17 protein-coding genes and 1 pseudogene are annotated in these 24,516 nt (G+C 62.2%); 10 read left to right on the top strand and 8 right to left on the bottom strand.

The annotated features are described in order from the left end of the window. The first annotated feature begins 72 nt into the window (after positions 1–72). The 3 genes and pseudogenes from M1D78_RS10360 to M1D78_RS10350 all read left to right on the top strand — a co-directional run bounded on the left by M1D78_RS10360 (position 73) and on the right by M1D78_RS10350 (position 5,475). Positions 73–1,719 carry a VRR-NUC domain-containing protein gene (locus tag M1D78_RS10360; protein WP_437419345.1) on the top strand — a complete coding sequence of 549 codons (1,647 nt, stop codon included), beginning with the start codon at positions 73–75 and terminating at the stop codon, positions 1,717–1,719. After that, a pseudogene (locus M1D78_RS10355) lies at positions 1,716–3,979 on the top strand (helicase C-terminal domain-containing protein). Before M1D78_RS10360 ends, M1D78_RS10355 begins: the two are co-directional and overlap by 4 nt. Before the next feature lie 242 nt (positions 3,980–4,221). Then, on the top strand, positions 4,222–5,475 hold the full coding sequence (locus M1D78_RS10350) for an OprD family porin (RefSeq protein ID WP_437419347.1): 1,254 nt from the start codon (positions 4,222–4,224) through the stop codon (positions 5,473–5,475). A 196-nt stretch (positions 5,476–5,671) separates the two neighbouring features. On the opposite strand, the gene M1D78_RS10345 is transcribed toward M1D78_RS10350, so the two are convergent. The 7 genes from M1D78_RS10345 to kdgD form a co-directional block, all read right to left on the bottom strand. Further along, positions 5,672–6,574: an aldose 1-epimerase gene (locus M1D78_RS10345; protein WP_437419348.1), complete on the bottom strand. Its 903-nt coding sequence runs from the start codon at positions 6,572–6,574 to the stop codon at positions 5,672–5,674. A gap of 135 nt (positions 6,575–6,709) precedes the next feature. Continuing rightward, complete coding sequence (locus M1D78_RS10340; RefSeq protein ID WP_437419349.1) at positions 6,710–7,639, bottom strand: 2-hydroxyacid dehydrogenase; 930 nt, start codon at positions 7,637–7,639, stop codon at positions 6,710–6,712. 61 nt (positions 7,640–7,700) lie between these two features. Further along, complete coding sequence (locus M1D78_RS10335) at positions 7,701–9,113, bottom strand: FAD-binding oxidoreductase (RefSeq protein ID WP_437419350.1); 1,413 nt, start codon at positions 9,111–9,113, stop codon at positions 7,701–7,703. Between the two features lie 174 nt (positions 9,114–9,287). Further along, complete coding sequence (gene garD, locus M1D78_RS10330; protein ID WP_437420350.1) at positions 9,288–10,841, bottom strand: galactarate dehydratase; 1,554 nt, start codon at positions 10,839–10,841, stop codon at positions 9,288–9,290. A gap of 162 nt (positions 10,842–11,003) precedes the next feature. Next, positions 11,004–12,344: a glucarate dehydratase gene (gene gudD / locus M1D78_RS10325; RefSeq protein WP_437419351.1), complete on the bottom strand. Its 1,341-nt coding sequence runs from the start codon at positions 12,342–12,344 to the stop codon at positions 11,004–11,006. 100 nt (positions 12,345–12,444) lie between these two features. Next, entirely contained in the window at positions 12,445–13,887 is a 1,443-nt protein-coding gene (locus M1D78_RS10320) for an aldehyde dehydrogenase family protein (RefSeq protein ID WP_437419352.1), read from the bottom strand. An 89-nt stretch (positions 13,888–13,976) separates the two neighbouring features. Continuing rightward, complete coding sequence (kdgD, locus tag M1D78_RS10315; RefSeq protein WP_437419353.1) at positions 13,977–14,888, bottom strand: 5-dehydro-4-deoxyglucarate dehydratase; 912 nt, start codon at positions 14,886–14,888, stop codon at positions 13,977–13,979. Positions 14,889–15,452: 564 nt separating this feature from the next. Here kdgD and M1D78_RS10310 point away from each other — a divergent pair. From M1D78_RS10310 to M1D78_RS10295, 4 genes are all read left to right on the top strand, one after another. Then, positions 15,453–16,847, top strand: a complete 1,395-nt coding sequence (locus M1D78_RS10310; protein ID WP_437419354.1) for an enolase C-terminal domain-like protein — start codon at positions 15,453–15,455, stop codon at positions 16,845–16,847. Between the two features lie 51 nt (positions 16,848–16,898). Next, positions 16,899–17,867: a tripartite tricarboxylate transporter substrate binding protein gene (locus M1D78_RS10305; RefSeq protein ID WP_437419355.1), complete on the top strand. Its 969-nt coding sequence runs from the start codon at positions 16,899–16,901 to the stop codon at positions 17,865–17,867. A 63-nt stretch (positions 17,868–17,930) separates the two neighbouring features. Further along, complete coding sequence (locus M1D78_RS10300; RefSeq protein WP_437419356.1) at positions 17,931–18,419, top strand: tripartite tricarboxylate transporter TctB family protein; 489 nt, start codon at positions 17,931–17,933, stop codon at positions 18,417–18,419. Between the two features lie 9 nt (positions 18,420–18,428). After that, on the top strand, positions 18,429–19,949 hold the full coding sequence (locus M1D78_RS10295; protein ID WP_437419357.1) for a tripartite tricarboxylate transporter permease: 1,521 nt from the start codon (positions 18,429–18,431) through the stop codon (positions 19,947–19,949). A gap of 179 nt (positions 19,950–20,128) precedes the next feature. Here M1D78_RS10295 and M1D78_RS10290 read toward each other — a convergent pair whose 3' ends face one another. Then, positions 20,129–21,283 (bottom strand): L-talarate/galactarate dehydratase, encoded by a 1,155-nt coding sequence (locus M1D78_RS10290; RefSeq protein ID WP_437419358.1) that lies wholly within the window; start codon positions 21,281–21,283, stop codon positions 20,129–20,131. Positions 21,284–21,696: 413 nt separating this feature from the next. Here M1D78_RS10290 and M1D78_RS10285 point away from each other — a divergent pair, with 413 nt between their 5' ends. From M1D78_RS10285 to M1D78_RS10275, 3 genes are all read left to right on the top strand, one after another. Continuing rightward, a complete protein-coding gene (locus M1D78_RS10285; RefSeq protein WP_437419359.1) occupies positions 21,697–22,521 on the top strand; it encodes an NAD-dependent epimerase/dehydratase family protein in 825 nt (274 codons plus the stop codon). 37 nt (positions 22,522–22,558) lie between these two features. Beyond that, the gene (locus tag M1D78_RS10280) at positions 22,559–23,452 is read left to right on the top strand and encodes an SMP-30/gluconolactonase/LRE family protein (protein WP_437419360.1); all 894 of its coding nucleotides are present in this window, start codon (positions 22,559–22,561) and stop codon (positions 23,450–23,452) included. Positions 23,453–23,536: 84 nt separating this feature from the next. Continuing rightward, positions 23,537–24,511 (top strand): TRAP transporter substrate-binding protein, encoded by a 975-nt coding sequence (locus M1D78_RS10275; protein ID WP_437419361.1) that lies wholly within the window; start codon positions 23,537–23,539, stop codon positions 24,509–24,511. The last annotated feature ends 5 nt before the right edge of the window (positions 24,512–24,516 follow it).

The raw sequence follows: 24,516 nt of genomic DNA, 5'->3' as shown, positions 1-24,516 counted from the left end.
ATTGACGCTTCACCTGTATAAATAGCCAGCCCTACGGGCGCATGGCCCGTGCAAGACCGAACCGGACGTTCGATGCGCCAGGCCCTGGAAAATCCCTTCTATTACCTCGACAACTTCCACCAGGTATTGACCTGGGTGGGCGAGCGCCACGGCGATCTGCTGGACGATGACGAGCGCGCCTTTCTCGACCGATTTCACCAGGTGCCGCAGCCATCCCAGGCGCTGCTGGTGCGTATGGTCATGCGCAAGGGCACGCTGTTCCGGGCTTCCAAGTTGCGCTATGGCGAAATCGGGTGCCCGTTGGAGGCCGCGGTGGCGCTGCTAGACCAGGGCTGGATCGAGGCCAATCCCACGCTGGATTTGGTGCAGCTGTTCGCTCTGTTGAAGAAGGACGAACTGCAATGCCTGTTCGGCCACGGCGCGCTGCGAAAGAGTGACCTGTTCAGTGTCCTGCAAGCCGAACACAGCGACCCAAGGCCGTTCGCGAGTTGGTTAGAACGATCCACTGGCGGCGCCCTGGAGGAAGAGGTGTTTGCCTTGGCCATCGGCGATCTCTGCGACCGGCTCCGCCTGATGTTCTTCGGCAACATCCATCAGGACTGGTCCGAATTCGTGCTCGCCGACCTGGGCATCTTTCGCTACGAACAAGTGCAGTTCTCCGCGGCGTCTCGCGCCTTCCACGCACGTGCCGAAGTAGACGCCTATCTTCATCTGCATCGTTGCCGGGAGCGGTTCGAGGCCGGCGAGCCGGTGGCGGCCGTGCTGGCTGACGTACCCGCAGCACCCTATGCCAACGAATGGCTGGAAAACCGCCGCGGCAAGCTGCTGCTGAGCCTCGCCCGGCAATGCGAGCGCGACGGCGATCTACCCCTTGCGTTGCGCCTGCATGCCGCCAACCGCTATCCAACGGCACGCGAACGTGCAATCAGGGTACTGGAACGCTGCGATCAGCCCGAGGCTGCGCTGGATCTGGCCCTCCAAGCCCAGGCCGCCCCGGAAAGCGAACACGAAGCCCAGCAACTGCAGCGCATCCTGCCGCGCATCAGGCGCAGCCTTGGCGAGCCGGGCACCCGCCGCGGCCCGGCGGCCCAAGCCCTGCGCATCGACCTCTGCCTGCCCCGGCCGGATACCAGCGTCGAACAAGCGGTGCGCGCGCATCTGACGGACGAAAACGCGCCGGTGTATTACGTCGAGAATGCGTTGATTAACTCGTTGCTCGGGCTGCTCTGCTGGCAGGCGATCTTCGCGCCCCTGCCAGGCGCCTTCTTTCACCCCTTCCATGCCGGCCCGGCCGACCTCTCACGTCCGGATTTCTTCGCTCGCCGGGCCGGCCTGTTCGATCAATGCCTCGACACCCTCGGCACGGGCGAATACCGCGACTGCATCCGCCGAGCGTTTCGCGAGAAGTTCGGCCTGCAGTCGCACTTCGTCAGCTGGGGCCTGTTCGATGATCACCTGTTGGACGTCGCGCTGGAATGCATACCGGCTGAGCACCTGCGGGCCTTTTTCCAGCGCATTCTGTTGGATGTTCCCAGCCACCGTAACGGCCTGCCGGATCTGATCCAGTTCTGGCCCGCTGAGCGCCGCTATCGGCTGATCGAGGTCAAGGGGCCTGGCGATCGGCTGCAGGACAACCAGAAGCGCTGGATCGACTTCGCTCTGCAGCATCAGGTGCCCATCGCCGTCTGTTACGTGCAGTGGGCAGAGGCTGACGCTTGAGCTACCGCATCGCCGTTCGCGCGTTGTGCGAGTTCACCGCCAAGCAGGGTGATCTGGACCTGCGCTTCACCCCATCGCCCACCGCGCTGGAAGGCATGGCCGGGCACCTCACGGTGACCGCACGACGCGGCGCGGGCTACGAGCGCGAGGTATCGCTCGAGGGCCAGCATGGCGATCTAATGGTGCGAGGCCGGGCGGACGGCTACGACCCAGCCCGCAACCGCCTCGAGGAAATCAAGACCTACCGCGGCGACCTGGAGCGCCAGCCGGCAAACCACCGTGCGCTGCACTGGGCCCAGGCCAAGGTCTACGGCTGGCTGCTCATTGAAGCCCGTGCGTTGCCGAGCCTCGAGATTGCGCTGGTCTATTTCGATGTGGTGAGTCAGAAGGAGACGTTGCTGGTCGAGTCATTCAGTGCAAGCGAATTGAAGGCATTCTTCGAGGCCCAATGCCGGCAATTCCTCGCCTGGGCCGAAAGGGAGCTGGCCCATCGCGCCGCGCGGGACCAGGGCCTACGGACCCTGACCTTTCCCTACGGCGAGTTTCGCAACGGCCAACGCCAACTGGCCGAAGCGGTGTACAAGGCCGCCTGCACCGGTACGCATCTGATGGCGCAAGCCCCGACGGGCATCGGCAAGACGCTGGCGACCTTGTTCCCGCAACTCAAGGCATGCCCGAGCCAGCAATGGGACAAGCTCTTCTTCCTGGCGGCGAAAACCTCCGGCCGCAAGCTGGGGCTCGACGCGCTGGTAAGCCTTGAGCCTGGAACCCTGCCCTTACGCGTCCTGGAGTTGATCGCTCGGGACAAGGCTTGCGAGCATCCCGACAAGGCTTGCCACGGTGAATCCTGCCCATTGGCGCGCGGCTTCTACGACCGTTTACCGGCCGCTCGCGCCGCCGCGGTCGGCATACCGGTACTGGACCAAGCGGCCCTGCGCGACGTCGCGCTGGCGCATCAGGTGTGCCCTGCCCTTATTACCTCAGCCAGGAAATGGCACGCTGGGCAGATGTGATCGTCGGCGACTATAACTATTACTTCGACATTAGCGCCCTATTGCACGGCCTCGCGCAGCTCAACCAGTGGCGCGTCGGGGTGCTCGTCGACGAGGCGCACAATCTGCTTGAACGCGGCCGCGCGATGTACAGCGCAGAGATCGATCTGGGTCACTTCAAGGGGTTACGGAACAGTCTTCCCACCGCGCTGAAAAAGCCTGTGGAGCGTGTGGTGCGCTGCTGGAGCGAGACGCATCGTCTGCAGGGCGAGCCATACCGGGTGCTGCCTGAACTGCCAACCAAGCTCATCAATGCGCTGCATCAAATGGTCAGCGCTGTGACCGACTACCTGGGCGAGCAACCGGCAGGGCTCGATCCGGCCCTGCAGCGTGCTTATTTCGACGCAATGCAGTTTTGCGGGCTGGCCGAATCGTTCGGCGATCATTCGTTGATCGACAGCACCTTACTGCCCGCCCCGGACCGCAACAGCGGCCAGGCATCGGTGCTGTGCATCCGCAATGTCATTCCGGCCCCCTTCCTGGCGCCGCGGTTTGAGGAGGCGCGATCCTGCGTGCTGTTCTCGGCAACCCTCGCCCCTCAGCGATTCTATGCCGACACGCTCGGGCTGCCGGCCAAGCGGGTCTGGCTCGACGTGGACTCGCCCTTCCGCTCCGAGCAACTGCAAGTGCATCTGGCTCGGCATATCTCCACCCGCTATCGTGATCGCCATGCCTCGCTGCAGCCGATCGTCGACCTGATCGCCGCGCAATACCAGGCGCGCCCAGGCAACTACCTTGCGTTCTTTAGCAGTTTCGAATACTTGCAGCAGGTTGCCGCGCGACTCGGCACGCAACATCCGGGACTGCCTTACTGGGAACAGACCCGCAGCATGCATGAGACGGCGCGCGCGGCGTTTCTCTCACGGTTTACCGAGGACGGCTGCGGTATCGGCTTCGCCGTACTCGGCGGTGCCTTTTCAGAAGGGATCGACCTGCCCGGCGACCGCCTCATTGGCGCGTTCGTCGCAACCTTGGGCCTTCCTCAGGTAAACCCCGTCAACGAACAGATGAAGGCTCGGTTGGACCACCTTTTCGGTTCCGGTTATGACTACACCTATCTTTACCCAGGCCTGCAAAAGGTGGTGCAGGCGGCCGGTCGGGTGATTCGCACTACACAGGATTCGGGCGTGGTGCATCTAATTGACGACCGCTTCACTCGCCGAGAGGTCATACGACTTTTGCCGACGTGGTGGCATTGCCCCACCTGATATAGCCGTGCACGCTTCATGCTTCGGTCAGCGGTTTACGCTTGCGTGAAGCTGACTAGACGAAGGTCTGAGAGCTCATATTTCTTTACAAATGACGTTGACAAGCGATCCGCTCCGGCCATAATCCGTTACGTCGTCTGACAACTGATGTCACGACTGTGCCGTGACTACGGCCGCGCTACACCCGCCCCACTCGGCAATGCCGCGGGTGCGGATAACTCAAAAAAGGGAGCACAACAACAATGACCCTACGCAACCCCCTGTCCGTCGCTGTCATGGCGGGCACCCTCTCGCTTGCGCTCGGTGTCCCCGTCGCAGCGAACGCGGCCGAAGGCTTTGTCGACGGCACGAAGGCAAGCGTCAACGCGCGCAATTTCTATCACAACCGCAACTTCGTGAACGGCAACAGCCGCAGCAAAGCCGAGGAATGGACGCAGAGCTTCATCCTCAACGTACAGTCTGGCTACACCCCGGGCCCGGTTGGCTTCGGTGTTGATGTACTTGCAGGCGTCGCGGTCAAGCTCGACGGCGGCCGTGGCACCTTTGGTACCGGCCTTCTGCCACGCCACACCGATGGACGCCCAGCCGATGACTTTGGCCGTATCGGCGTTGCAGCCAAAGCCAAGTTTTCCAACACCGAACTGAAGATCGGCGAGTTCATGCCTGTTCTGCCGATTCTGCGTGCGGACGATGGCCGCTCGCTGCCGCAGACCTTCGAAGGCGGCATGATCACCTCGAAGGAAATCGCTGGCTTGAGCCTCTATGGCGGTCAGTTCCGTCAAAACAGCCCGCGCGACGACGCGAGCATGGAGGACATGACCTATAACGGCGGCGCCTCTGATCGCTTCAACTTCCTCGGCGGCGAATACGCGTTCAATGAAAACCGTACGACGATTGGTCTCTGGACTGCTGAGCTGAAAGACGTTTACGAACAGCAGTATGCCCAGTTCCTACATACCCAACCGCTCGGTGCCGACCTGGCCCTGACTGCCAACCTCGGCTATTTCCAAGGCGAAGACGACGGCAGCGCTCTGGCTGGCGAGCTGGACAACAAGACCTATTCCGGTCTGTTCGGCCTCAAGGCTGGTGGCAACACCTTCTATGTCGGCCTGCAGAAAGTCAGTGGCGATACTGGTTGGATGCGCGTCAACGGCACCAGCGGCGGCTCACTCGCGAACGACAGCTTCAACAACAGCTACGACGCCGCCGGCGAGCGTTCCTGGCAGCTGCGCCATGACTACAACTTCGCAGCGATGGGCATCCCGGGTCTGACCCTGATGAACCGCTATATCAAGGGCGACAACATCGACCTCGCCGGCGACGAAGAAGGCAAGGAATGGGGTCGCGAAAGCGAACTGGCCTACACCGTTCAAAGCGGCCCGGCGAAGAACCTCAACATCAAATGGCGTAACTCCAGCCTGCGTCGCGACTTTGGAAGCGGCAACGATTGGGACGAGAACCGCCTGATCATCAACTACCCGCTGTCAATTCTGTAAGCCAGCTCCACCACGCTGGACGCAACTCTCCTCACTCCTGTTGCGGAAAACTTCGCCCGTCCTTGTGACGGGCTTTTTTTGTCGATGGCTAAATGTCAGCCAAGTGCCCTTGCCACGGTGGGGCAAACGCACTGCCCACCGGCCAGGCTGCCGCGTGCCGAGTTACTGTGCGCCTCCAGTGCGCACAATGGTGGCCCTAGATTCGCCGCACGCCGAGCCGACAGCTCACTGCTAGTTCTTCCCCCGGCGCGAGGATGCGGATGCCGTTGGCGCCCGGGTCGGCCATACACAGTGCGTTGTTGGCGTGGGTCACCGGCTCCACGGCAAAGAAGCCCAACTCGCAGGCCGGCGTGAAGACGACCAGGTGCCCAAGCGCGGCGTCTGGCGTGATGGTTAGCTCGACGCCCTTTTCCGGCCAGCGGACCTCCACAGGGCCGTTGCGGCCTACGAAACAGTTGTCCAGCCCCGGCTCACCCAGCGGCTTCGTCGTCGAGAAATCCCATCGCTCTGGCACTGGTATCTGCCGCGCCGGCAAGTTGCGCCCGTCGTTTTCCCAGACAGCCTGGGCTGTGAACGACAGGTCACAGCCATCGTGACGCAGAAAGTACGGATGCCAGCCCAATCCAGCCGGCATTGAACGGGTGTCGGTGTTACGCAGCGACAGCTGCAGCGTGACGCCCTGCTCATCCAACCGTATCCGGTGCTCGACCTCGAAATGAAATGGCCAGTCATGCGCTGCGTCGCCTTCGGCGCGGTGGTGGTATCGAAGCACCAGCGCATCGTCAGCCTGCTCGAACACCCGCCACGCACGTTTCCAGGCGACACCATGGATGGGTAAAGGATGCTCGGCGGATAGGCTGCGCAACGCATAGCGATACCCTTCATGCTGGAAGCCGGCATCGCCCACGCGGTTGGAGAACGGCGCCAGTACAAAGCAGCCTGTGCGGCGGACACTGTCGGAACCATCCCACGGGCGCAGCAGGTCGATGCCACCAACGCTTAACCGGGTGATTGCGCCTCCCAGTGACGGGCAAACCGCGAGGCGCAGCGGCCCCTTTTGTAATCCGATCTCGGTCAGGTTTGGCTGGGCATCGGTCATGGTCGGCTCCGGTGTAATGAATAAAAAGCGCCATCAGCCACCGCCGCTCGTGGCAGCGGCGCGATGGCGCCAGGGTCAAAGGCCGCCAGCCGGGCTTGTGGTCCGGCAGCGGTACCGCATGCACCGTGGGTGCAATCAGACAGCCGTCAGCACTGCGCCGCGCTCTAGAAAGGCGCGCAAGTTGGCGAACAACAATTCTTCCATGGCGAGCCGGGTTTCCTCGGTGGCGCTGCCGATGTGCGGCAACAGCACGACATTGGGAAGCCCGAGCAATGCCGCCGGCACGTCCGGTTCGCGGGCGTAGACATCCAGCGCCGCACCGCCGAGTCGGCCTTCGAGCAGCTCTTGAACGAGCGCAGGCTCGTCGACTACCGAGCCGCGCGCCACGTTGATGAGTATGCCGCTCGGTCCCAACGCCTCGAGCACCGGGGTATCGATAAGGTTGCGCGTGCTCTCCCCGCCCGGGCAGGTCAGCACCAGGAAATCACTCCAGCGCGCCAGTTCGACCAGGTCACCCTCGTAGCCATAGGGCGAATCCTTGACTGGGCGGCGGTTGTGATAACGCACTTGCATGTCGAAGCCGCTGGATCGTTTGGCAACCGCTTCGCCGATGCGCCCCAGGCCGACGATCCCGAGCCGCTTGCCGCTCACACGCGTCGCCAAGGGCAAGCCACCAGACGGCCATTCGCCGGCACGCACGAAACGATCGGCCCGTGACATTTGCCGCGCACAGTCGATGATCATCCCGAACGCCAAGTCGGCTACGCATTCATTGAGCACATCGGGCGTGTTACTGACCACGACGCCCCGCGCATGCGCGGCGGTCACGTCGATGGCGTCATAACCAACGCCGAAGCTGATGATGGCCCTGAGGTTGGGCAGGCGATCCATCAGCGCCGTCGTGCAGCCGAAGCGCGCCGAGGTGACGATGATGTCGATGCGCTCCGCCTGCTTTTCGAGCATGGCGTTGGTGTCTGTGTCCCAATAACGCAAGACTTCGTGCTCGGCGGCGAGTGCGCGGTTGAAGCGATCAGTCAGGGGGCCGAGCTGGAGAATGCAGGTCACGGAATACCTCGAGTCTATGCGGTTCGATTGTGTGGACCTCGCGACGGCCCTAGCGTGCGCATCAGAGCACCTTGCCAGGGTTCATCAGGCCCTGCGGATCGAGCGTGTGCTTGAGCGTGCGCATCAAATCCAGCTCCACGGGGTCCTTGTAGCGCATTGCCGCCTCGCGCTTGGCCTGGCCGAGACCATGCTCGGCGCTGATGCTGCCGTTGTAGGCTGCCGTCGCGTCATAGATGACGTCTGTGATTGCCGCCTGCCTTGCCTTGAAGGTGGCGTCATCGCTGGCCAGTGGTTTGCTGATGTTGTAGTGCAAATTCCCGTCGCCGACATGGCCGTAGGTGACAATTCGCACCCCGGGAAATCGCTCGAGCAGTGCCTGATCGGTCCGTTCGATGAATTCAGGAATGCAGCTGACCGGCACGCTGATGTCATGTTTCAGGCTGGGGCCTTCGTGGTTCTGCGCCTCTGAAATGCCCTCGCGCATCGCCCACAAACTGGCGACCTGAGCCTCGCTGCCGGCCAGCACGGCATCGCGTATCCGGCCGCGCTCGAGCGCGTCGCCAAGGCCGGCTTCGAGCAGGTCGTTGAGTGGCGCACGCGGCTGGGCGTCACTCAGCTCGATCAAGGCGTACCACGGATGCGCCTCGGCGAAAGGATCGCTGCAACCGTCAACGTGCCGAAGGACGAAATCGACGCTCTGTCGCGACATCAGCTCGAAGCCAGTCAGGCGGTCGCCGCAGAGGCCACGGATCGCTCCGATCAGCTCGATGGCCGAGCCCACATCCGGCAGGGCAACCCAGGCCGTGGTGATGCTGCGCACCGCCGGATAAAGCTTGAGCACCGCCGCGGTGATGATGCCCATGCTGCCCTCGGAACCGATGAATAGGTGTTTGAGGTCGTAGCCCGTGTTGTCTTTGCGCAGCCCGCGCAGACCGTTCCAGATACGCCCGTCGGGCAGCACCACTTCCAGCCCCAGCGTCATGTCGCGCATGTTGCCGTAACGCAAGACGGCGGTGCCGCCAGCGTTGGTTGCGAGATTGCCGCCCACGGTGCAACTACCTTGCGCACCGAGGGACAGCGGAAACAACCGGTCCACCTCCGCTGCCGCCTCTTGCAGGTGCTGCAACACCACGCCGGCCTCGACGGTGATGGTTTCGTTCGCGAGATCGATCTGGCGGATCCGCGTCATGCGTGTCAAAGACAGCACGACCTGGGTGCCGCTCGCATCGGGAATCGACCCGCCGCACAGGCCTGTATTGCCGCCTTGCGGAACGAGCCCGACGCGGTGCTCGTGGCACAGCCGCACTACCGCCGCCACCTCCTCCGTCGTGGCCGGTCGCACGACTAGCGCCGCGAGACCGCTGTACGCATTGCGCCAATCGCTAAGGTAGCTGGCCATTCGCGCTGGGTCACAGACGATCCCGGCAGGTCCGACTATGGCTTCGAGGGCGTGCAGCAACGTGTGCGCGTTCATGGCAACTCCGGCTGGCGGGTTTTAATGCGTCTAGTCCAAGGTAAGCGCTGCTATCTATGCCGAACCGCTCAGTTGGGTCGCGGGCAGAGCCTGCTCCTACAAAAGCGCTGGCACACCTGTAGGAGCGGGCTCTGCCCGCGACCAGCCACAACACCGTCGCCTCAGTCCTGCGTATCAGGTGATCGGGGCCGGGTTGAACAGCACAATGTCGTTGTGCAGTTTGTGTTGCTCGGCCCAGGTTTGCTTGCGGCCGCTGGCGACGTCCAGGTAGTAGTGAAACAACTCCCAGCCCAGATCCTCGATGGTCGCGCGGCCGCTGGCGATGCGCCCGGCGTCGATGTCGATCAGGTCCGGCCAGCGCTCGGCCAGTTCGGTTCGGGTCGCGACCTTGACGACCGGCGCCATGGCCAAGCCATACGGGGTGCCGCGCCCTGTGGTGAACACGTGCAGGTTCATGCCAGCGGCGAGCTGTAGCGTGCCGCAGACAAAGTCCGATGCCGGCGTCGCGCAGAAGATCAGACCCTTGCGCTCGACCCGCTCACCGGGCCCGACTACGCCGTTGATGGCACCGCTACCGGACTTGACGATCGAGCCCAGCGACTTTTCGACGATGTTCGACAGCCCGCCCTTTTTGTTTCCCGGTGTCGTGTTGGCGCTGCGGTCGGCGGCGCCGCGCTCAAGGTATTGGTCGTACCAGTCCATCTCGGCGATCAGCGCATCGGCGACCTCTGGTGACTCGGCACGGGCGGTCAGCATGTACACCGCATCACGAACTTCGGTGTTTTCAGAAAACATTACCGTCGCGCCAGCCCGGACCAGCAGATCCGCAGCGTAACCCAGCGCCGGATTGGCGGTAATGCCGGAAAAGGCATCGCTGCCACCGCATTGCATACCGAGGACCAGCTCGCTCGCTGGCACCGTCTCGCGGCGGCGCTGGTCAAGCTTCTTCAGACGGGTCTCGGCCAGAGCCATGATTTGCTCGATCATTTCACCGAAGCCGGTGTTCGACTCCTGTAGCCGATACAACCATGGATCACGCAGATCAACCGAGGGATCGCCCTCGTGCATCACTTGCTCGGCCTGCAGCTTCTCGCAACCGAGGCTGATGACCAGCGCTTCGCCACCCAGATTGGGGTTGCGCGCCAGGTTGCGCACGGTGCGGATCGGGATATAGGCGTCGCGTGCGTTGATCGCCACGCCGCAGCCGTAGCTGTGGGTCAACGCCACCACGTCATCGACGTTCGGGTACTTGGGCAGCAGTTCGTCTCTGATGCGTTTGACCGCGTGTTCCAGCACGCCCGTAACGCATTGCACGGTGGTACTGATGCCAAGAATGTTGCGCGTACCAACGGTGCCGTCAGCGTTGCGGTAGCCCTCGAACGTGTAGCCTTCGAGCGGGTCGAGCCGGTCCGGTACCGCGGTGGCGCGTGGCAGGCTGTCCAGCGGTGGTGCGCTCGGCATCCTCAACTGGGTTTCCTTGACCCAACTCCCTCGGGGCAGCAGCGCTAGCGCGTAGCCAATGACCTGCCCGTAGCGGCGCACCGGCTCCCCCTCGGCGATATCGACCAGGGCGACCTTGTGGCTCTGCGGCACGGCTTCGACCGTGACCAAGCCATCCTCGAACTGCGCGCCGGCCGGCACGCCGCCGTCGTTCACGACCACCGCGACGTTGTCCGCCTCATTCAGGCGAATGCAGCGCGCGGAATCCTGGTGTTGTATCAGTTCCACGGTTTCGTTCATGTCGATCTCCGGTTGGCCCGGTTGGAGTTGTTATCGTTTGGAGCGAACGGTCGCCGTAGGCGCGCCAAATCTGTCTCTTCCTGCGGCATCAGCGCAGCCTTCTCTTCGCGAGCGCGCCCGTGGGTCGGGCTCGCTCACGATTCGAGCCGCTCAGCGCACCATGCAGGGCTGCTTGTTATTGAACGTCCAGTTCGGAATCAAGTACTGCATGGCGATGGAATCGTCACGAGCGCCTAACCCCTTCGACAGGTACAGCTCGTGCGCCTGCTGAAGCGCATCGCGGTCCAGCTCGACACCCAGCCCAGGCTTGGCCGGCACAGCGACCTTGCCGCCAACGATCTTCAGCGGATCGCGCGTCAGATGCTGGCCATCCTGCCAGATCCAATGCGTGTCGATCGCCGTAATGGTGCCGGGCGCGGCGGCCGCCACGTGGGTGAACATCGCCAGCGAAATGTCGAAGTGGTTGTTGGAATGCGAGCCCCAGGTCAGCCCCCAGTCATTGCACATCTGCGCGACGCGTACCGAGCCGCTCATGGTCCAGAAGTGCGGGTCGGCGAGCGGAATGTCGACCGATTGCAGCTGAATGGTATGGCCCATTTGGCGCCAGTCGGTGGCGATCATGTTGGTTGCGGTTGGCAAGCCCGTGGCGCGGCGGAACTCGGCCATGACTTCACGGCCGGAGTAGCCGTTCTCGGCACCGCAAGGGTCTTCAGCGTAGGCCAACACGCCGTGAAGGTCTTTGCAAAGTTCAATCGCTTCGGCCAGTGACCAACCGCCATTGGGGTCGAGGGTGATGCGTGCATCAGGGAAACGCTCAGCCAACGCACGTATGGCCTTGACCTCTTCACGGCCCGGCAGCACACCGCCCTTGAGCTTGAAGTCCTTGAAGCCGTAGCGCTCATAGGCAGCTTCGGCCTGGCGCACGATGGTTTCTGGCGTTAGCGCCTCTTCATTGCGCACGCGGAACCAGGCATCGCTGGCGTCGGTTTCGGCGCGGTAGCCGAGATCCGTCTTGTTGCGGTCACCTATATAGAAGAGGTAACCAAGCATCTCCACCGCGTCGCGCTGCTGGCCATCGCCTAGCAACGCGGCGACCGGAACCTGCAAGTGCTGGCCGAGAAGGTCGAGCAGCGCTGACTCGATGGCGGTAATGGCGTGGATGGCAATGCGCAGGTCGAAGGTCTGCAGGCCGCGGCCCGCGACGTCGCGATCGGCGAACGCCTTGCGCGCCTGGTTCAGCAACGCATTGAAATTGCCGACCGACTGGCCGAGCAGGATGGGTTTGGCGTCTTCGAGCGTCTTGCGGATCGCTTCGCCACCCGGGACTTCGCCGACACCGGTGTTGCCGGCGCTGTCCGTGAGAATGAGGATGTTGCGCGTGAAATACGGACCATGGGCGCCGCTCAGGTTGAGCAGCATGCTGTCCTGGCCGGCGACCGGAACCACTACGAGCTCGGTGATGACCGGCGCACCCTGATTTGCGTTGTTCATAGACGTCTCTCTTTTGTTCTTATGGTCCGCGTTGCGGGTCAATCGATTGGCCACCGGGCAGCCTGCCAAATCATGCAGATGCCCGGCTGGCCGCGGTCGATTAGCCGATGTAGGTGGTTTTCACCGTGGTGTAGAACTCCTGGGCATAGCGACCTTGCTCACGTGAGCCATAGGACGACCCTTTGCGGCCACCGAACGGCACGTGGTAGTCCACGCCCGCAGTTGGCAGGTTGACCATCACCATCCCAGCCTGGGAATGCCGCTTGAAGTGGTTGGCATACTTCAGCGAGGTGGTGCAGATGCCAGCGGATAGGCCGAACTCGGTGTCGTTGGCCATGGCCAGTGCTTCGTCGTAATCCTTGACCTTCACCACGTTGGCCACGGGGCCGAAGATCTCTTCGCGGCTGATGCGCATGTCGGCGGTGCTGTCGACGAACAGCGTCGGTGCGAGGAAGTAACCCTCTGTGCCGCAGCTGATGCGTTCACCGCCGCAAGCCAGGCGAGCGCCCTCCTCCTTACCGACCTCGATGTATTTCAGATCCTGCTCAAGCTGGGCCTGCGATACCACCGGGCCAACATCCACGCCCTGCTCGAGCGCCGAACCGACCTTGATCTTCTTGACGCGCTCGATCATTGCCTCGACGAAGCGATCGTAGATGCCCTCGGTCACGATGATGCGGCTGGAGGCCGTGCAGCGTTGGCCGGTCGAATAGAACGCGCTCTGGGTGCAGAGTTCGACGGCGACGTTGAGGTCGGCATCGTCCAGCACGATCTGCGGATTCTTGCCGCCCATCTCAAGCTGGACCTTGGCCTGGCGCGCTGCGCAGGTCGCCGCGATGCCACGGCCGACGCCCACCGAACCGGTAAAGCTGACCGCTTCGACGCGTTTGTCATTGACGATGGCCTCGCCAACTTCACGCCCCTTGCCCATCACCAGGTTGAACACGCCCGCAGGGAAACCCGCGCGCGAAATGATTTCGGCAAGTGCCCAGGCGCAGCCCGGCACTAGATCCGCCGGCTTGATGACCACGCAGTTACCGTAGGCCAGTGCCGGTGCGATCTTCCAAGCGGGAATGGCGATCGGGAAGTTCCATGGCGTGATCAGGCCGACCACGCCCAGCGGCTCCCGAGTGACCTCAACGCTCACGCCCGGGCGAACCGACTGCAGCGTCTCACCGGCCTGGCGCAGGCATTCGCCAGCAAAGAACTTGAAGATATTGCCGGCACGGGCGACTTCGCCGATGGCTTCCGGCAGTGTCTTGCCCTCTTCGCGAGCCAGCAAGGCGCCGAGTTCTTCACGACGCGCGAGGATTTCCAATCCGACCTTTTCCAGCGCATCGGCGCGTGCCTGAATGCCGGAGGTGGACCAGGCCGGGAATGCCTTGCGGGCGGCGGCGATGGCTGCGTCGACTTGGGCCGCGTCGGCCTGAGCGTATTCGCCGATGACATCCGACAGGTCGGAGGGGTTGATGTTGGCCTGGTAGTTCTTGCCGGCTACCCATTGGCCATCGATGTAGTTGTCGTAACGCTTTGCGTCTGCCACGTAATTCTCTCCTTCGTGTTGTCCGCCGGTGAGCAAGCCGCTGGCCCGCGCACCTAGCAGATGGGGCGAGTGATTTTCCGGGCGGGCGGTTATTGAGCGCCCTGCTTGGCCATCAGCGCAGCCAACGCCTCGTACTCGTCGGGGAGCAGGTCAGTCAACGGAGCACGAACCGGGCCCGCGTCATAGCCAGCGATCTTGGCGCCCGCCTTGACGATGCTGACGGCATAGCCCTTGCAGCGGTTGCGGATGTCCAGGTACGGCAGGAAGAAATCGTCGATCAGCTTGCCTACGGTTTCGTGGTCGTCGCGCGAGATGGCCTTGTAGAAGTCCATTGCCGTCTTGGGAACGAAGTTGAACACCGCGGACGAATAGACCGGCACGCCCAGCGCCTTGTACGCAGCGGCATAGACTTCCGCGGTCGGCAGGCCACCAAGGTAGGTCAGGCGATCGCCCAGGCGACGGCGGATGGAGACCATCAGCTCGATATCGCCCAGTCCGTCCTTGTAACCGATGAGGTTCGGGCAGCGCTCAGCCAATTGCTCAAGCAGCGGCGCGGTCAGGCGGCACACGTTGCGGTTGTAGACGACTACACCGATGTCCACGGATTTGCAGACCTCTTCAACGTGTTTCGCTACGCCTTCCTGGCTCGCTTCGGTCAGATAATGCGGCAACAGCAGCAGCCCCTTCGCTCCCAGACGCTCAGCTTCCTGGGCCATCTGAACAGCTACGCGGGTCGGGCCACCAACGCCAGCAAGGATCGGGACCTGACCGGCGCAGGTATCGACGGCCGTCTTGATGATCTCCGGATACTCCTGAGGCGTCAGCGAAAAGAACTCGCCCGTGCCACCGGCGGCGAAGAGCGCCGTTGCGCCGTAAGGCGCCAGCCATTCCAGGCGCTTCACATAGCCGGCACGGTGGAAGTTGCCCTGCTGGTCAAAATCGGTGACCGGAAATGACAGCAGACCAGACGAGAGGATGGCCTTCAGTTCTTGTGGGTTCATTGTTTGAGCATCCTATGAAGCTATCGGTGTTATGAGGTAAGGGGCCGCAGCCTTGAGATACGTTATCGTACAACTTTAGAGGATGCTACCGCTTTGTGTGTTTTTCTCTTGAACGGCTCTGGCGCGGGCTTGCGTGGATCGAGTCTACGCGACTGACGTCTTCTCGAGCTCATATCGATCGACCGTCAACCTTGTTTATAGCGAGTCAACGAACCAAACGTAGACCGGCCGGTCACAGCGGCCGATGAAAGTGTTTCGGTGATTTGACATCGCCAAATTGCGCTGTTAAAAATCTCAGCAAGTCATACGACGACGTATGACAAAAACAACCAGAGCCCGAAAAGCCATGACTTATTCCGCACGCCAAAGCGTTGCACTGCCTGTCTTGATCAGACAGCGCCCGCACCGCTCCACCGCCTGCATCGTGCAGCGCGCTTTCGGTGTCTCTTCACCTCTTTCCTTTACCTATCAAGCCGCCCCCGAACTCCAAGTCTGGCAGTCGCCGGGCTAGTGCAGCACCGCCAGTCGAAACGCTCACAATAATAATCAGGAGCCCGTAACTCGATGTCAGACGCCCACCACGCCACGCCCGTCGTTACCCGGATGCAGGTCATTCCGGTTGCCGGCTACGACAGCATGCTTCTCAACCTGTGCGGCGCACATGCCCCCTACTTCACCCGCAACCTTGTGATTCTGGAAGACAGCGCCGGCCGTAGTGGAATCGGCGAAGTCCCGGGCGGCGAAGGCATTCGCCGAGCACTTGAGCGCACCCGCGGCCTCGTCGAGGGCCAGCAAGTAGGCCGTTACAACCGCATCCTCAACACGTTGCGCCAAGCGATTGCCGGTGGCACGGCCGCAGGGCCCCAGACCACCCAGCACCAGGTCACCTCGGATGCCGAAGCCGCCGTACTCAAACAGCCGCACGAGATCAACCTCCGGCTGGACAATGTCATCACGGCAGTCGAGGCAGCGTTGTTGGATTTGCTCGGGCAACATCTGCAGGTACCGGTCGCCGAATTGCTCGGCAACGGGCAACAGCGCGACAGCGTGCCCATGCTGGCCTATCTCTTCTATGTCGGTGACCGCACCCGGACCGACCTGCCCTATCTGGCTGGAACCGGTTCGGCCGACGACTGGTATCACCTGCGCCACCAAGAAGCGGTGACGCCCGAAGCTGTAGTCCGCCTAGCCGAGGCTGCCCGTGCGCGCTACGGTTTCAAGGATTTCAAACTCAAGGGCGGCGTTATGCGTGGGGAAGAGGAAATGCAGGCAGTCGCCGGCATCAAGGCTCGCTTCCCCGACGCCCGCGTCACGCTGGACCCGAACGGCGCCTGGTCGCTGGCCGAAGCTGTGGCGCTGTGCAAGGGCAAGGATCATATCCTTGCCTACGCCGAAGATCCGTGCGGGCCGGAAAACGGTTACTCCGGGCGTGAAATCATGGCGGAGTTCAAGCGCGCCACCGGCATCCCCACCGCCACCAACATGGTCGCTACCGACTGGCGCCAGATGGGCCACTCGTTGCGCCTCGAGTCGGTCGACATCCCGCTCGCCGATCCGCATTTCTGGACGATGCAGGGCTCGGTCCGGTTGGCGCAGATGTGCGAACAGTTCGGCCTGACCTGGGGTTCGCACTCGAACAACCACTTCGATGTGTCACTGGCCATGTTCACCCATGCCGCTGCGGCTGCGCCGGGCACCATTACCGCGATCGATACCCACTGGATCTGGCAGGAAGGCCAAGAACGTCTGACCCGTGAACCGCTGCAGATCGTGGGTGGCGAGGTCCAGGTCCCTGACCGCCCGGGCCTCGGCATCGAGCCGGACATGGATAGGATCATGGCCGCCCACACGCTCTATAACAAAGTCGCCACCGGCGCTCGTGACGACGCCATGGCCATGCAGTACCTGGTGCCTGGCTGGAAGTACGACCCCAAGCAACCGAGCCTGGGCCGCCCATAAGAAGAAACACCCTTTTTTACGACGCAACCGCAAACCACCGGAGAGACAACAATGAAAAAAACCATCAGCGCCTCCCTTATTTCCGCTGTTCTGGCCACCGCCGTCAGCGGCGCCTTCGCTGCCGAAACCGACTGGCCCAGCCGCCCGGTACAGGTCGTGGTGATCGCCAACGCTGGCGGCGACACCGACTTCAATGCCCGCACCATGGCCAAGTACTTCACCAAGATCACCGGCGAAGCGATGGTCATCACCAATGTCGCCGGCGGCGGTGGCACGTTGGCGGCCGAGCAGGTCAAGCAGGCCGACCCGGACGGCAACACCATTCTCTTCACCCATACCGGCCAGCTGATCGTCAATGAGGTCGCCGGCCTCACCGAAGACAGCCTCGATGCGTTCGACATCTGCTGCATCGCCGGCGTCGACAAGGGCGCTATCTTTGTCGCGTCCAAGGACTCCGGGATCAAATCGCTTGAAGACTTGATCGCCAAGTCGAAGGCCGAACCCAGCAGCGTGACCTACGGCACCGAGATGGGCAGCTACTCCCACCTGCAGGGCTTGATGTTCGAAGGCCTGACCGACACCAAACTGAAAATGGTCGACGCCGGGACAGTTTCCGAGAAGGTCGTTGCCATGCTCGGTGGCCGTATCGACCTGGCCGCGATCAGCTACGGCTCGGTTCAGGACTACGTGACCAGCGGTGAAATGGTCGCCCTTGGCCAGCCCAACGCGGAACGTAACGAGCTGCTCGGCAAGATTCCAACGTTCAAGGAACAAGGCGTCGACTTCGTCATGGACAAGCCGTACGTGGTCGCCTTCCCCGACGGCACCGACCCGGCAATCATCGAGAAGATGGCCGGCATCATGAAGCAGATCACCGAGATGCCGGAGTACGCGGAAGAGCTGCGCAAGACCTTCAAGCAGCCGGTGAGCTACTACGGCACCGAGCAGTCGCTCGAGCGCCTGAAGGAAACCCGCGAAGACTTCATGCAGTACAAGGACGAGCTGCGTCAGGGCAAGTAAGCCTCGCAACCGGTACCGGGCGCACGTGCGCCCGGCCACTCCCTTCCGATACGAGACCCGCCCATGGATACCTACAAGAGAAAGGAGTTACTGGTCGGCGTGCTGATGCTCGCCGCCGGCCTGTTCTACCTGTTCCTGACCATCAATCTTCCGCGCAAAGGTTTCATCGACGCCTCCACGGTGCCCTACATCCTCGCCATCGGGCTGTGCCTGCTGGGCGTTCTGCAGTTGCTGGCGGCCCGCGCCGCGACCCCGCCCGCCGCCGATCCTGACGACGAAGCCACCGGGGAGGAAAAGACGCCACCGGACTATCCAACCGTTTTCAAGACATTGGCGCTGATCGCGATCTACGTCGCGCTCCTTCAAAAGGTCGGTTTCTTGATCATGACGGCGCTTTATCTCTATGTGCAGTTCATCGTCATCACGCCGCGCGAGCAGAAGATCAACCACCTCACCTACGCCATCATCGCGGTCGTAGCATCCGCCGCCATCTTCTTTATCTTCCGGCAGGGCTTCGATCTGATGCTCCCGACCGGCTTTCTGAAATTCTAGGAGGCGGCCATGTTCGAACTACTGCAGGCCGGTTTTGGCGCGGTGTTTTCACCGTACATTTTCATCCTTATCACCCTCGGCGTCGCAGTCGGCATCGTGTTCGGCGCTGTGCCTGGCCTTTCGGCGACCATGGCGATCGCGCTTTGCCTCCCCTTGACCTACACCATGGGCCCCGCCGCCGGCCTGTCGTTGCTCGTTGCGCTGTTCATTGGGGCGACCTCCGGGGGCCTCATTTCGGCCATCCTGCTAAAAATCCCCGGCACGCCCGCCTCCATCGCCACGACCTTCGACGGCGCGCCGATGATGGAAAAAGGCCAGGGCATCAAGGCGCTCGGCGTCGGCGTGGTGTTTTCCTTCATCGGTACCGTGTTCAGTATCGTCGCGCTCATGTCCATTGCGCCGTCGCTGGCCAAGGTCGCGTTGCGCTTCGGCCCGCATGAGTACTTTGCTATCGCGATCTTCTCGCTGACGCTGATCGCCACGCTGTCCACCGGTTCGCTGCTCAAAGGCATCTACGCCGGTACGCTCGGCTTTGCCTTTTCCACGGTGGGTATCGCCCCGGTCGATGCCATTCGCCGGTTCACCTTCGACTCACCGAACCTCAACGGCGGCTTTGCGATGCTGACGGTGATGATCGGAATGTTCGCGGTCGCCGAAGTCATCAAGATCGCTGAAACCGGTCGCTCCATGCACAAGACCAAGGTCAGCTCGGTGAGCATGAAAGGCGTCAAGGGCTTCGGTTTCTCGCTCAAGGAGTTTTTCGGCCAGATTCCCAACGCGTTTCGTTCTTCGCTGATCGGCATCGGTATCGGCATTCTGCCGGGCATCGGTGCAGGTACGTCGAACATCGTGTCCTACATCATCGCCAAGAAGCGTTCCAAGCACCCCGAGCAGTTCGGCAAGGGCGCGGTCGAGGGCGTCGTCGCGAGCGAGACCGCTAACAACGCCGGTATCGGCAGCGCCATGATCCCGCTGATGACCTTGGGTATCCCGGGCGATACTGTTACGGCGATCCTGCTGGGCGGTTTCATGATCCACGGTATCCAACCCGGTCCGCTGCTGTTCATCAGCCAGGGCGCGCTCGTCTACACCATCTTCGCCGCGCTGATTTTGGCGTCGGTGATGATGCTGGTGCTGGAGTTCTACGGGCTGCGTATCTTCATCAAGCTGCTGGCAATCCCCAAACACATCCTGCTGCCCATCATCTTGGTGCTCTGCGTGGTGGGCGCCTTCGGCCTCAGCAGCCGCGTGTTCGATGTCTGGACGATCCTGCTGTTCGGCCTGATCGGTTACGGCTTCGTCAAAGGTGGCATGCCGGCCGCACCGTTCATCATTGGGTTCATCCTCGGGCCCATGGCCGAAACCAACTTCCGTCGTGGCCTGATGTTGTCGGACGGCAACTTCATGGGCTTCCTGAGCAACCCGATAGCAGCGACCTTCCTGATGCTGGCGCTCGCCTCGGTGCTCTGGCACCTAGTGAGTGCGTTCCGTGGTCGCAAGGGCGCGGTGGGCAAGCTTCAGGGCACCTGAACCCTGCCTGGTTGCATGCAGGGGCTCCGGCCCCTGTTCGCATTTCTCGTTTCATCTCCGCTGGCGTGAGCTGGGCTGATGAAGGCGAGGTGCCTGGCGCGACGTAGCACCGCGTCTCTGTCAGGTAACGCTGGTTCAGCCCAGCTGCGTGCTGGCGCCGCGTGGCGGCGCCACGCCCGTTATCCCCGACGGCCGATTTCAGCCTGCTGTACCGTCCAGCCCGCAACCCGCTCACTCAGGGTCAACCCAAGCCCTGGGCGGCTGGGCACTAGCATGCGACCGTCGCGGATTTCCAGGCGCTCGTCGAATAGCGGCTCCAGCCATTCGAAGTGCTCGACCCAGGGTTCCCGCACGTGGGTCGCGGCCAGATGCACGTGCAGCTCCATGGCGAAATGGGGCGCCAATGTCATGCCGGCCTGTTCGGCCAGCGTCTGGACCCGCAGGTATGGCGTTATTCCGCCGACGCGAGGTGCATCCGGCATCAGATAGTCCGCCCCGTGAAGGCGTATGAACTCCCAATGCTCGGCCGGGCTGGTGAGCATCTCGCCGGTCGCGATTGGTGTATCGAATTGGCGCACTAGATCGGCATGGCCCTCGGCGTCGTGGCAGTCCAATGGCTCCTCGATCCACACCAGATCGAAGGGTTCCAGACGCCGACACATGCGCCGCGCCATAGCACGATCCCATTGCTGGTTGGCATCGACCATCAGTGGAAAGGCATCGCCCAAGTGCTGGCGCACCGTCGCCACGCGATGCAGATCCAGCGCCCAGTCCGGCTGGCCGACCTTGAGCTTGATCCCGCCGATCCCCTTCTCACGTGACACATCGGTATTGCGCAAGAGCTGATCCAGCGGCGTGTGCAAAAATCCGCCCGAGGTGTTGTAGCAACGCACCGAGTCGCGATGGGCACCGAGCAACCGTGCAAGCGAAAGCCCGGCGCGACGGGCCTTGAGGTCCCAAAGGGCTACGTCGAAGGCGCCAATGGCCTGTGTCGCCAAGCCGCTGCGCCCAACCGATGCACCTGCCCAGCAGAGCTTGTCCCAAAGCTTGGCGATGTCGCTGGGGTTCTCGCCCAGCAAGTTAGGCGCGACGTCCAACGCGTGTGCAAACTGGCCGGCCCCTCCGGCGCGCTTGGAATAGCTGAAGCCGAGCCCGCGGTGGCCGTCCTGAGTTTCAATCTCGGCAAGGAGGATCGCGATTTCCGTCATCGGCTTTTGCCGGCCCGTAAGCACTTTGGCGTCGCTGATCGGGTTAGCCAAGGGCAGTGCTACGGAGCGCAGATGAATCCACCGAATGCGATCGTCATCGGCGCGGGTTGGGGACGTGTCGTTCATGGACGCTCCTGGGTGGTTGTATTAAGTGCTGCGCCCTTGGCCGAAAACCCAGCCTAGACGGGCACGCCGCGGAGTGATCAAGGTGCTAACACCAAGTCATCATACAACCATAGCTTGTGTTTCCCGGTTTGCCCTGCCAATCAAGGCCGCCACGCCTACCCGACTTTAGTCCTAGGCACTCGCTTGGCTCAAGAGAAGCGCCACCCAGCCAAGGCGCCCGATAACGCCCTTGCAACAGCCGTTATTGCTGCATTTAGCGCCGTTTCACCGCACCGTATCGAAAGCTTTCTGCCCACGCCTCCTCTCGTTTGGCCTATAAATCCGGCTTGACAAGATACAACCAGCTACAAATAATCGAGCCAAGTCATCCGACAACAGATGACGTAAAAACAATAAGCGACGGGCAGATAACAATGACCAGTACGACAACCGCACCCACACCCTTCAACCGCCTCCTGCTGACAGGCGCCGCAGGAGGGCTGGGCAAGGTATTACGCGAATCGCTGCGCCCCTACGCCAACATCATTCGCCTCTCCGACATCGCCCCCATGGAGCCAGCCGCTGGCGACCACGAAGAGGTGATGCCATGCAACCTGGCCGATAAGGCTGCCGTGCACGCGCTGTGCGAAGGCGTGGACGCAATCGCTCACTTCGGCGGTGTCTCGGTTGAACGTCCCTTCGAAGAAATCCTGGAAGCCAACATCAAGGGTGTCTTCCACATCTACGAAGCCGCACGCCGCCACGGCATCAAGCGCGTAGTGTTCGCCAGCTCTAACCACGTTATCGGCTTCTACAAGCAGACCGAGACGATCGACGCCGGCGTCGCGCGCCGGCCGGACAGCTACTATGGCTTGTCCAAGTCTTACGGCGAGGACATGGCCAGCTTCTACTTCGATCGCTACGGCATCGAGACCGTCAGCATCCGCATCGGCTCGTCGTTCCCCGAACCGCTGAATCGCCGAATGATGGCAACGTACCTCAGCTATCGCGACCTGACGGACCTCATCGGCCAGTCGCTCTTCACGCCCGACGTCCGCCATACGGTGGTCTATGGCGCCTCGGCGAACCGTGACGTCTGGTGGGACAACCACATGGCTGCGCACTTGGGCTTCGAGCCCAAGGACACCTCCGAGGTCTTCCGCGAGAAAATCGAACAGCAGCCGCCCTACGCGCCCAACGATCCGGCGCTGATCTACCAGGGCGGCGCCTTCTGCGAAGCCGGTCCCTTCGAGGATTGATCCCGCCACGCCGCGAATAACGACAAGAGAATCGCAAATGGCTACCCAAGCAGAACTGATCGTCGACGCGCGCAACGCTACCGGGGAGAGCCCTGTCTGGGTCGCTGCCGAGCAGGCGCTCTACTGGGTCGATATCCCCAATCGCCAGCTCCAGCGCTGGACGGCGGCAGATAGCACAGTGACCCGCTGGACGGGCGAACAGATGTTGGCTTGCATCGCCCGTCGAGCGGCTGGGCGCTGGGTCGCGGGCATGGAAGATGGCCTTTTCGAAATCGCGCCCCAGGATGACGGCAGCCTGACGACCACTCGGCTGGCTGACGTCCGCCACGGACATGACGCCATGCGCTTCAACGATGGCCGCTGCGACCGTCAGGGCCGTTTCTGGGCTGGCACCATGGTCATGGACATGGCAGCAGGCGTTCCGGCGGGCGCCCTGTATCGGTTCACCGCTGGTTCCGACAGCCAACCGCTGGAGGCCCAGCTTTCGGATTTCGTCGTTCCAAATGGGCTGGCATTCAGCCCTGACGGACGCACGATGTACCTTTCCGATTCGCATCCCAGCGTCCAGTGCATCTGGGCATTCGACTACGACATCGATACCGGTACACCGAGCAACCGACGCGTCTTCGTCGACATGAACCAGTACCCCGGTCGACCGGACGGTGCGGCAGTCGATAGCGATGGCTGCTACTGGATCTGCGGTAACGACGCCGGGCTCATCCATCGATTCACGCCGGACGGCCGCCTCGACCGTTCGCTTGAGGTTCCGGTCAAGAAGCCGGCCATGTGCGCCTTTGGCGGTCCCGGCCTGGACACCCTGTTCGTGACATCCATTCGTCCCGGTGGTGATCTCTCCGACCAGCCGCTGGCTGGCGGCGTATTCGCCCTGAACGCCGGCTGCACCGGCCTGGAGGAACCTCACTTCGGCTAACGCTCCACCCTGGGGCCTGGGTGGCAAATCCAGGCTCCGACGCTAGCAACACTGCACACCAACAAAAACAAGACGGAGATTCACATGGACTTCAAACGCAAGTTGCTCATCGCTGCACTTCCCCTCGCCTTTTGCCTGTCGAGCGCTGCCCAGGCGGCCATGACGCTGAAGATTGCTGAGATCCATCCTGCTGGTTACCCGACCGTCGTCGCTCAGGAACATATGGGCGAAAACATCGAAAAAGCCACAGACGGTGAACTCAAGTTCCGCATGTTCTCCGGCGGTGTCCTGGGTTCGGAAAAAGAAGTCGTCGAACAGGTGCAGATTGGCGCCGTGCAGATGACTCGAGTCAGCCTCGGCACGCTCGGACCGGTAGTCCCGGACGTGAACGTGTTCAATATGCCGTTCGTGTTCCGCGATCATGAACACATGCGCAAGGTTATCGATGGCGAAATCGGCCAGGAGATCCTCGACAAGATCACCAACTCCGAATTCAACATGGTCGGCCTGGCGTGGATGGACGGCGGCGTTCGCAACCTCTACACCAAAGAGCCGGTACGCAGCCTCGAAGATCTCAAGGGTAAGAAGATCCGTGTGATCGGCAACCCGATGTTCATCGAGACCTTCAACGCATTGGGTGCCAACGGCATCGCCATGGACACCGGTGAGATTTTCAGTGCGCTGCAAACCGGTGTGGTCGATGGCGCGGAGAACAATCCGCCGACCATGCTCGAGCACAACCACTTCCGTAGCGCCAAGTACTACACGCTGACCGGCCACCTGATCCTCCCCGAGCCGATCGTGATCTCCAAGGCCACCTGGAACAAGCTCACGCCCGAGCAGCAGGAGATCGTCAAGAAGTACGCCAAGGAAGCGCAGTTCGAAGAGCGCAAGCTGTGGGACGAAAAGACCGCTAGCAGCGAAGCCAAGCTCAAGGAAGCCGGCGTCGAGTTCATCGAGGTGGACAAGAAGCCCTTCTTCGATGCTACCGCTCCGATTCGCGAGAAGTACGGCGCGCCGTATGCCGACCTGATCAAGCGTATCGAAGCGATCCAGTGATTCGT

The sequence above is a fragment of the Pseudomonas sp. SA195 genome (genome assembly GCF_054131565.1).
Note: the sequence above shows the minus strand (reverse complement) of the source record. Positions and strands in the feature narration are given on the sequence as shown.

What these genes read in the sequence shown, in the direction of transcription:
- M1D78_RS10360 (WP_437419345.1), top strand. Translation starts at nt 73, where the DNA reads ATGCGCCAGGCCCTGGAAAATCCCTTCTATTACCTCGACAACTTCCAC.
- M1D78_RS10350 (WP_437419347.1), top strand. Translation starts at nt 4,222, where the DNA reads ATGACCCTACGCAACCCCCTGTCCGTCGCTGTCATGGCGGGCACCCTC.
- M1D78_RS10345 (WP_437419348.1), bottom strand. Translation starts at nt 6,574, where the DNA reads ATGACCGATGCCCAGCCAAACCTGACCGAGATCGGATTACAAAAGGGG.
- M1D78_RS10335 (WP_437419350.1), bottom strand. Translation starts at nt 9,113, where the DNA reads ATGAACGCGCACACGTTGCTGCACGCCCTCGAAGCCATAGTCGGACCT.
- gudD (WP_437419351.1), bottom strand. Translation starts at nt 12,344, where the DNA reads ATGAACAACGCAAATCAGGGTGCGCCGGTCATCACCGAGCTCGTAGTG.
- kdgD (WP_437419353.1), bottom strand. Translation starts at nt 14,888, where the DNA reads ATGAACCCACAAGAACTGAAGGCCATCCTCTCGTCTGGTCTGCTGTCA.
- M1D78_RS10310 (WP_437419354.1), top strand. Translation starts at nt 15,453, where the DNA reads ATGTCAGACGCCCACCACGCCACGCCCGTCGTTACCCGGATGCAGGTC.
- M1D78_RS10305 (WP_437419355.1), top strand. Translation starts at nt 16,899, where the DNA reads ATGAAAAAAACCATCAGCGCCTCCCTTATTTCCGCTGTTCTGGCCACC.
- M1D78_RS10300 (WP_437419356.1), top strand. Translation starts at nt 17,931, where the DNA reads ATGGATACCTACAAGAGAAAGGAGTTACTGGTCGGCGTGCTGATGCTC.
- M1D78_RS10295 (WP_437419357.1), top strand. Translation starts at nt 18,429, where the DNA reads ATGTTCGAACTACTGCAGGCCGGTTTTGGCGCGGTGTTTTCACCGTAC.
- M1D78_RS10290 (WP_437419358.1), bottom strand. Translation starts at nt 21,283, where the DNA reads ATGAACGACACGTCCCCAACCCGCGCCGATGACGATCGCATTCGGTGG.
- M1D78_RS10285 (WP_437419359.1), top strand. Translation starts at nt 21,697, where the DNA reads ATGACCAGTACGACAACCGCACCCACACCCTTCAACCGCCTCCTGCTG.
- M1D78_RS10280 (WP_437419360.1), top strand. Translation starts at nt 22,559, where the DNA reads ATGGCTACCCAAGCAGAACTGATCGTCGACGCGCGCAACGCTACCGGG.
- M1D78_RS10275 (WP_437419361.1), top strand. Translation starts at nt 23,537, where the DNA reads ATGGACTTCAAACGCAAGTTGCTCATCGCTGCACTTCCCCTCGCCTTT.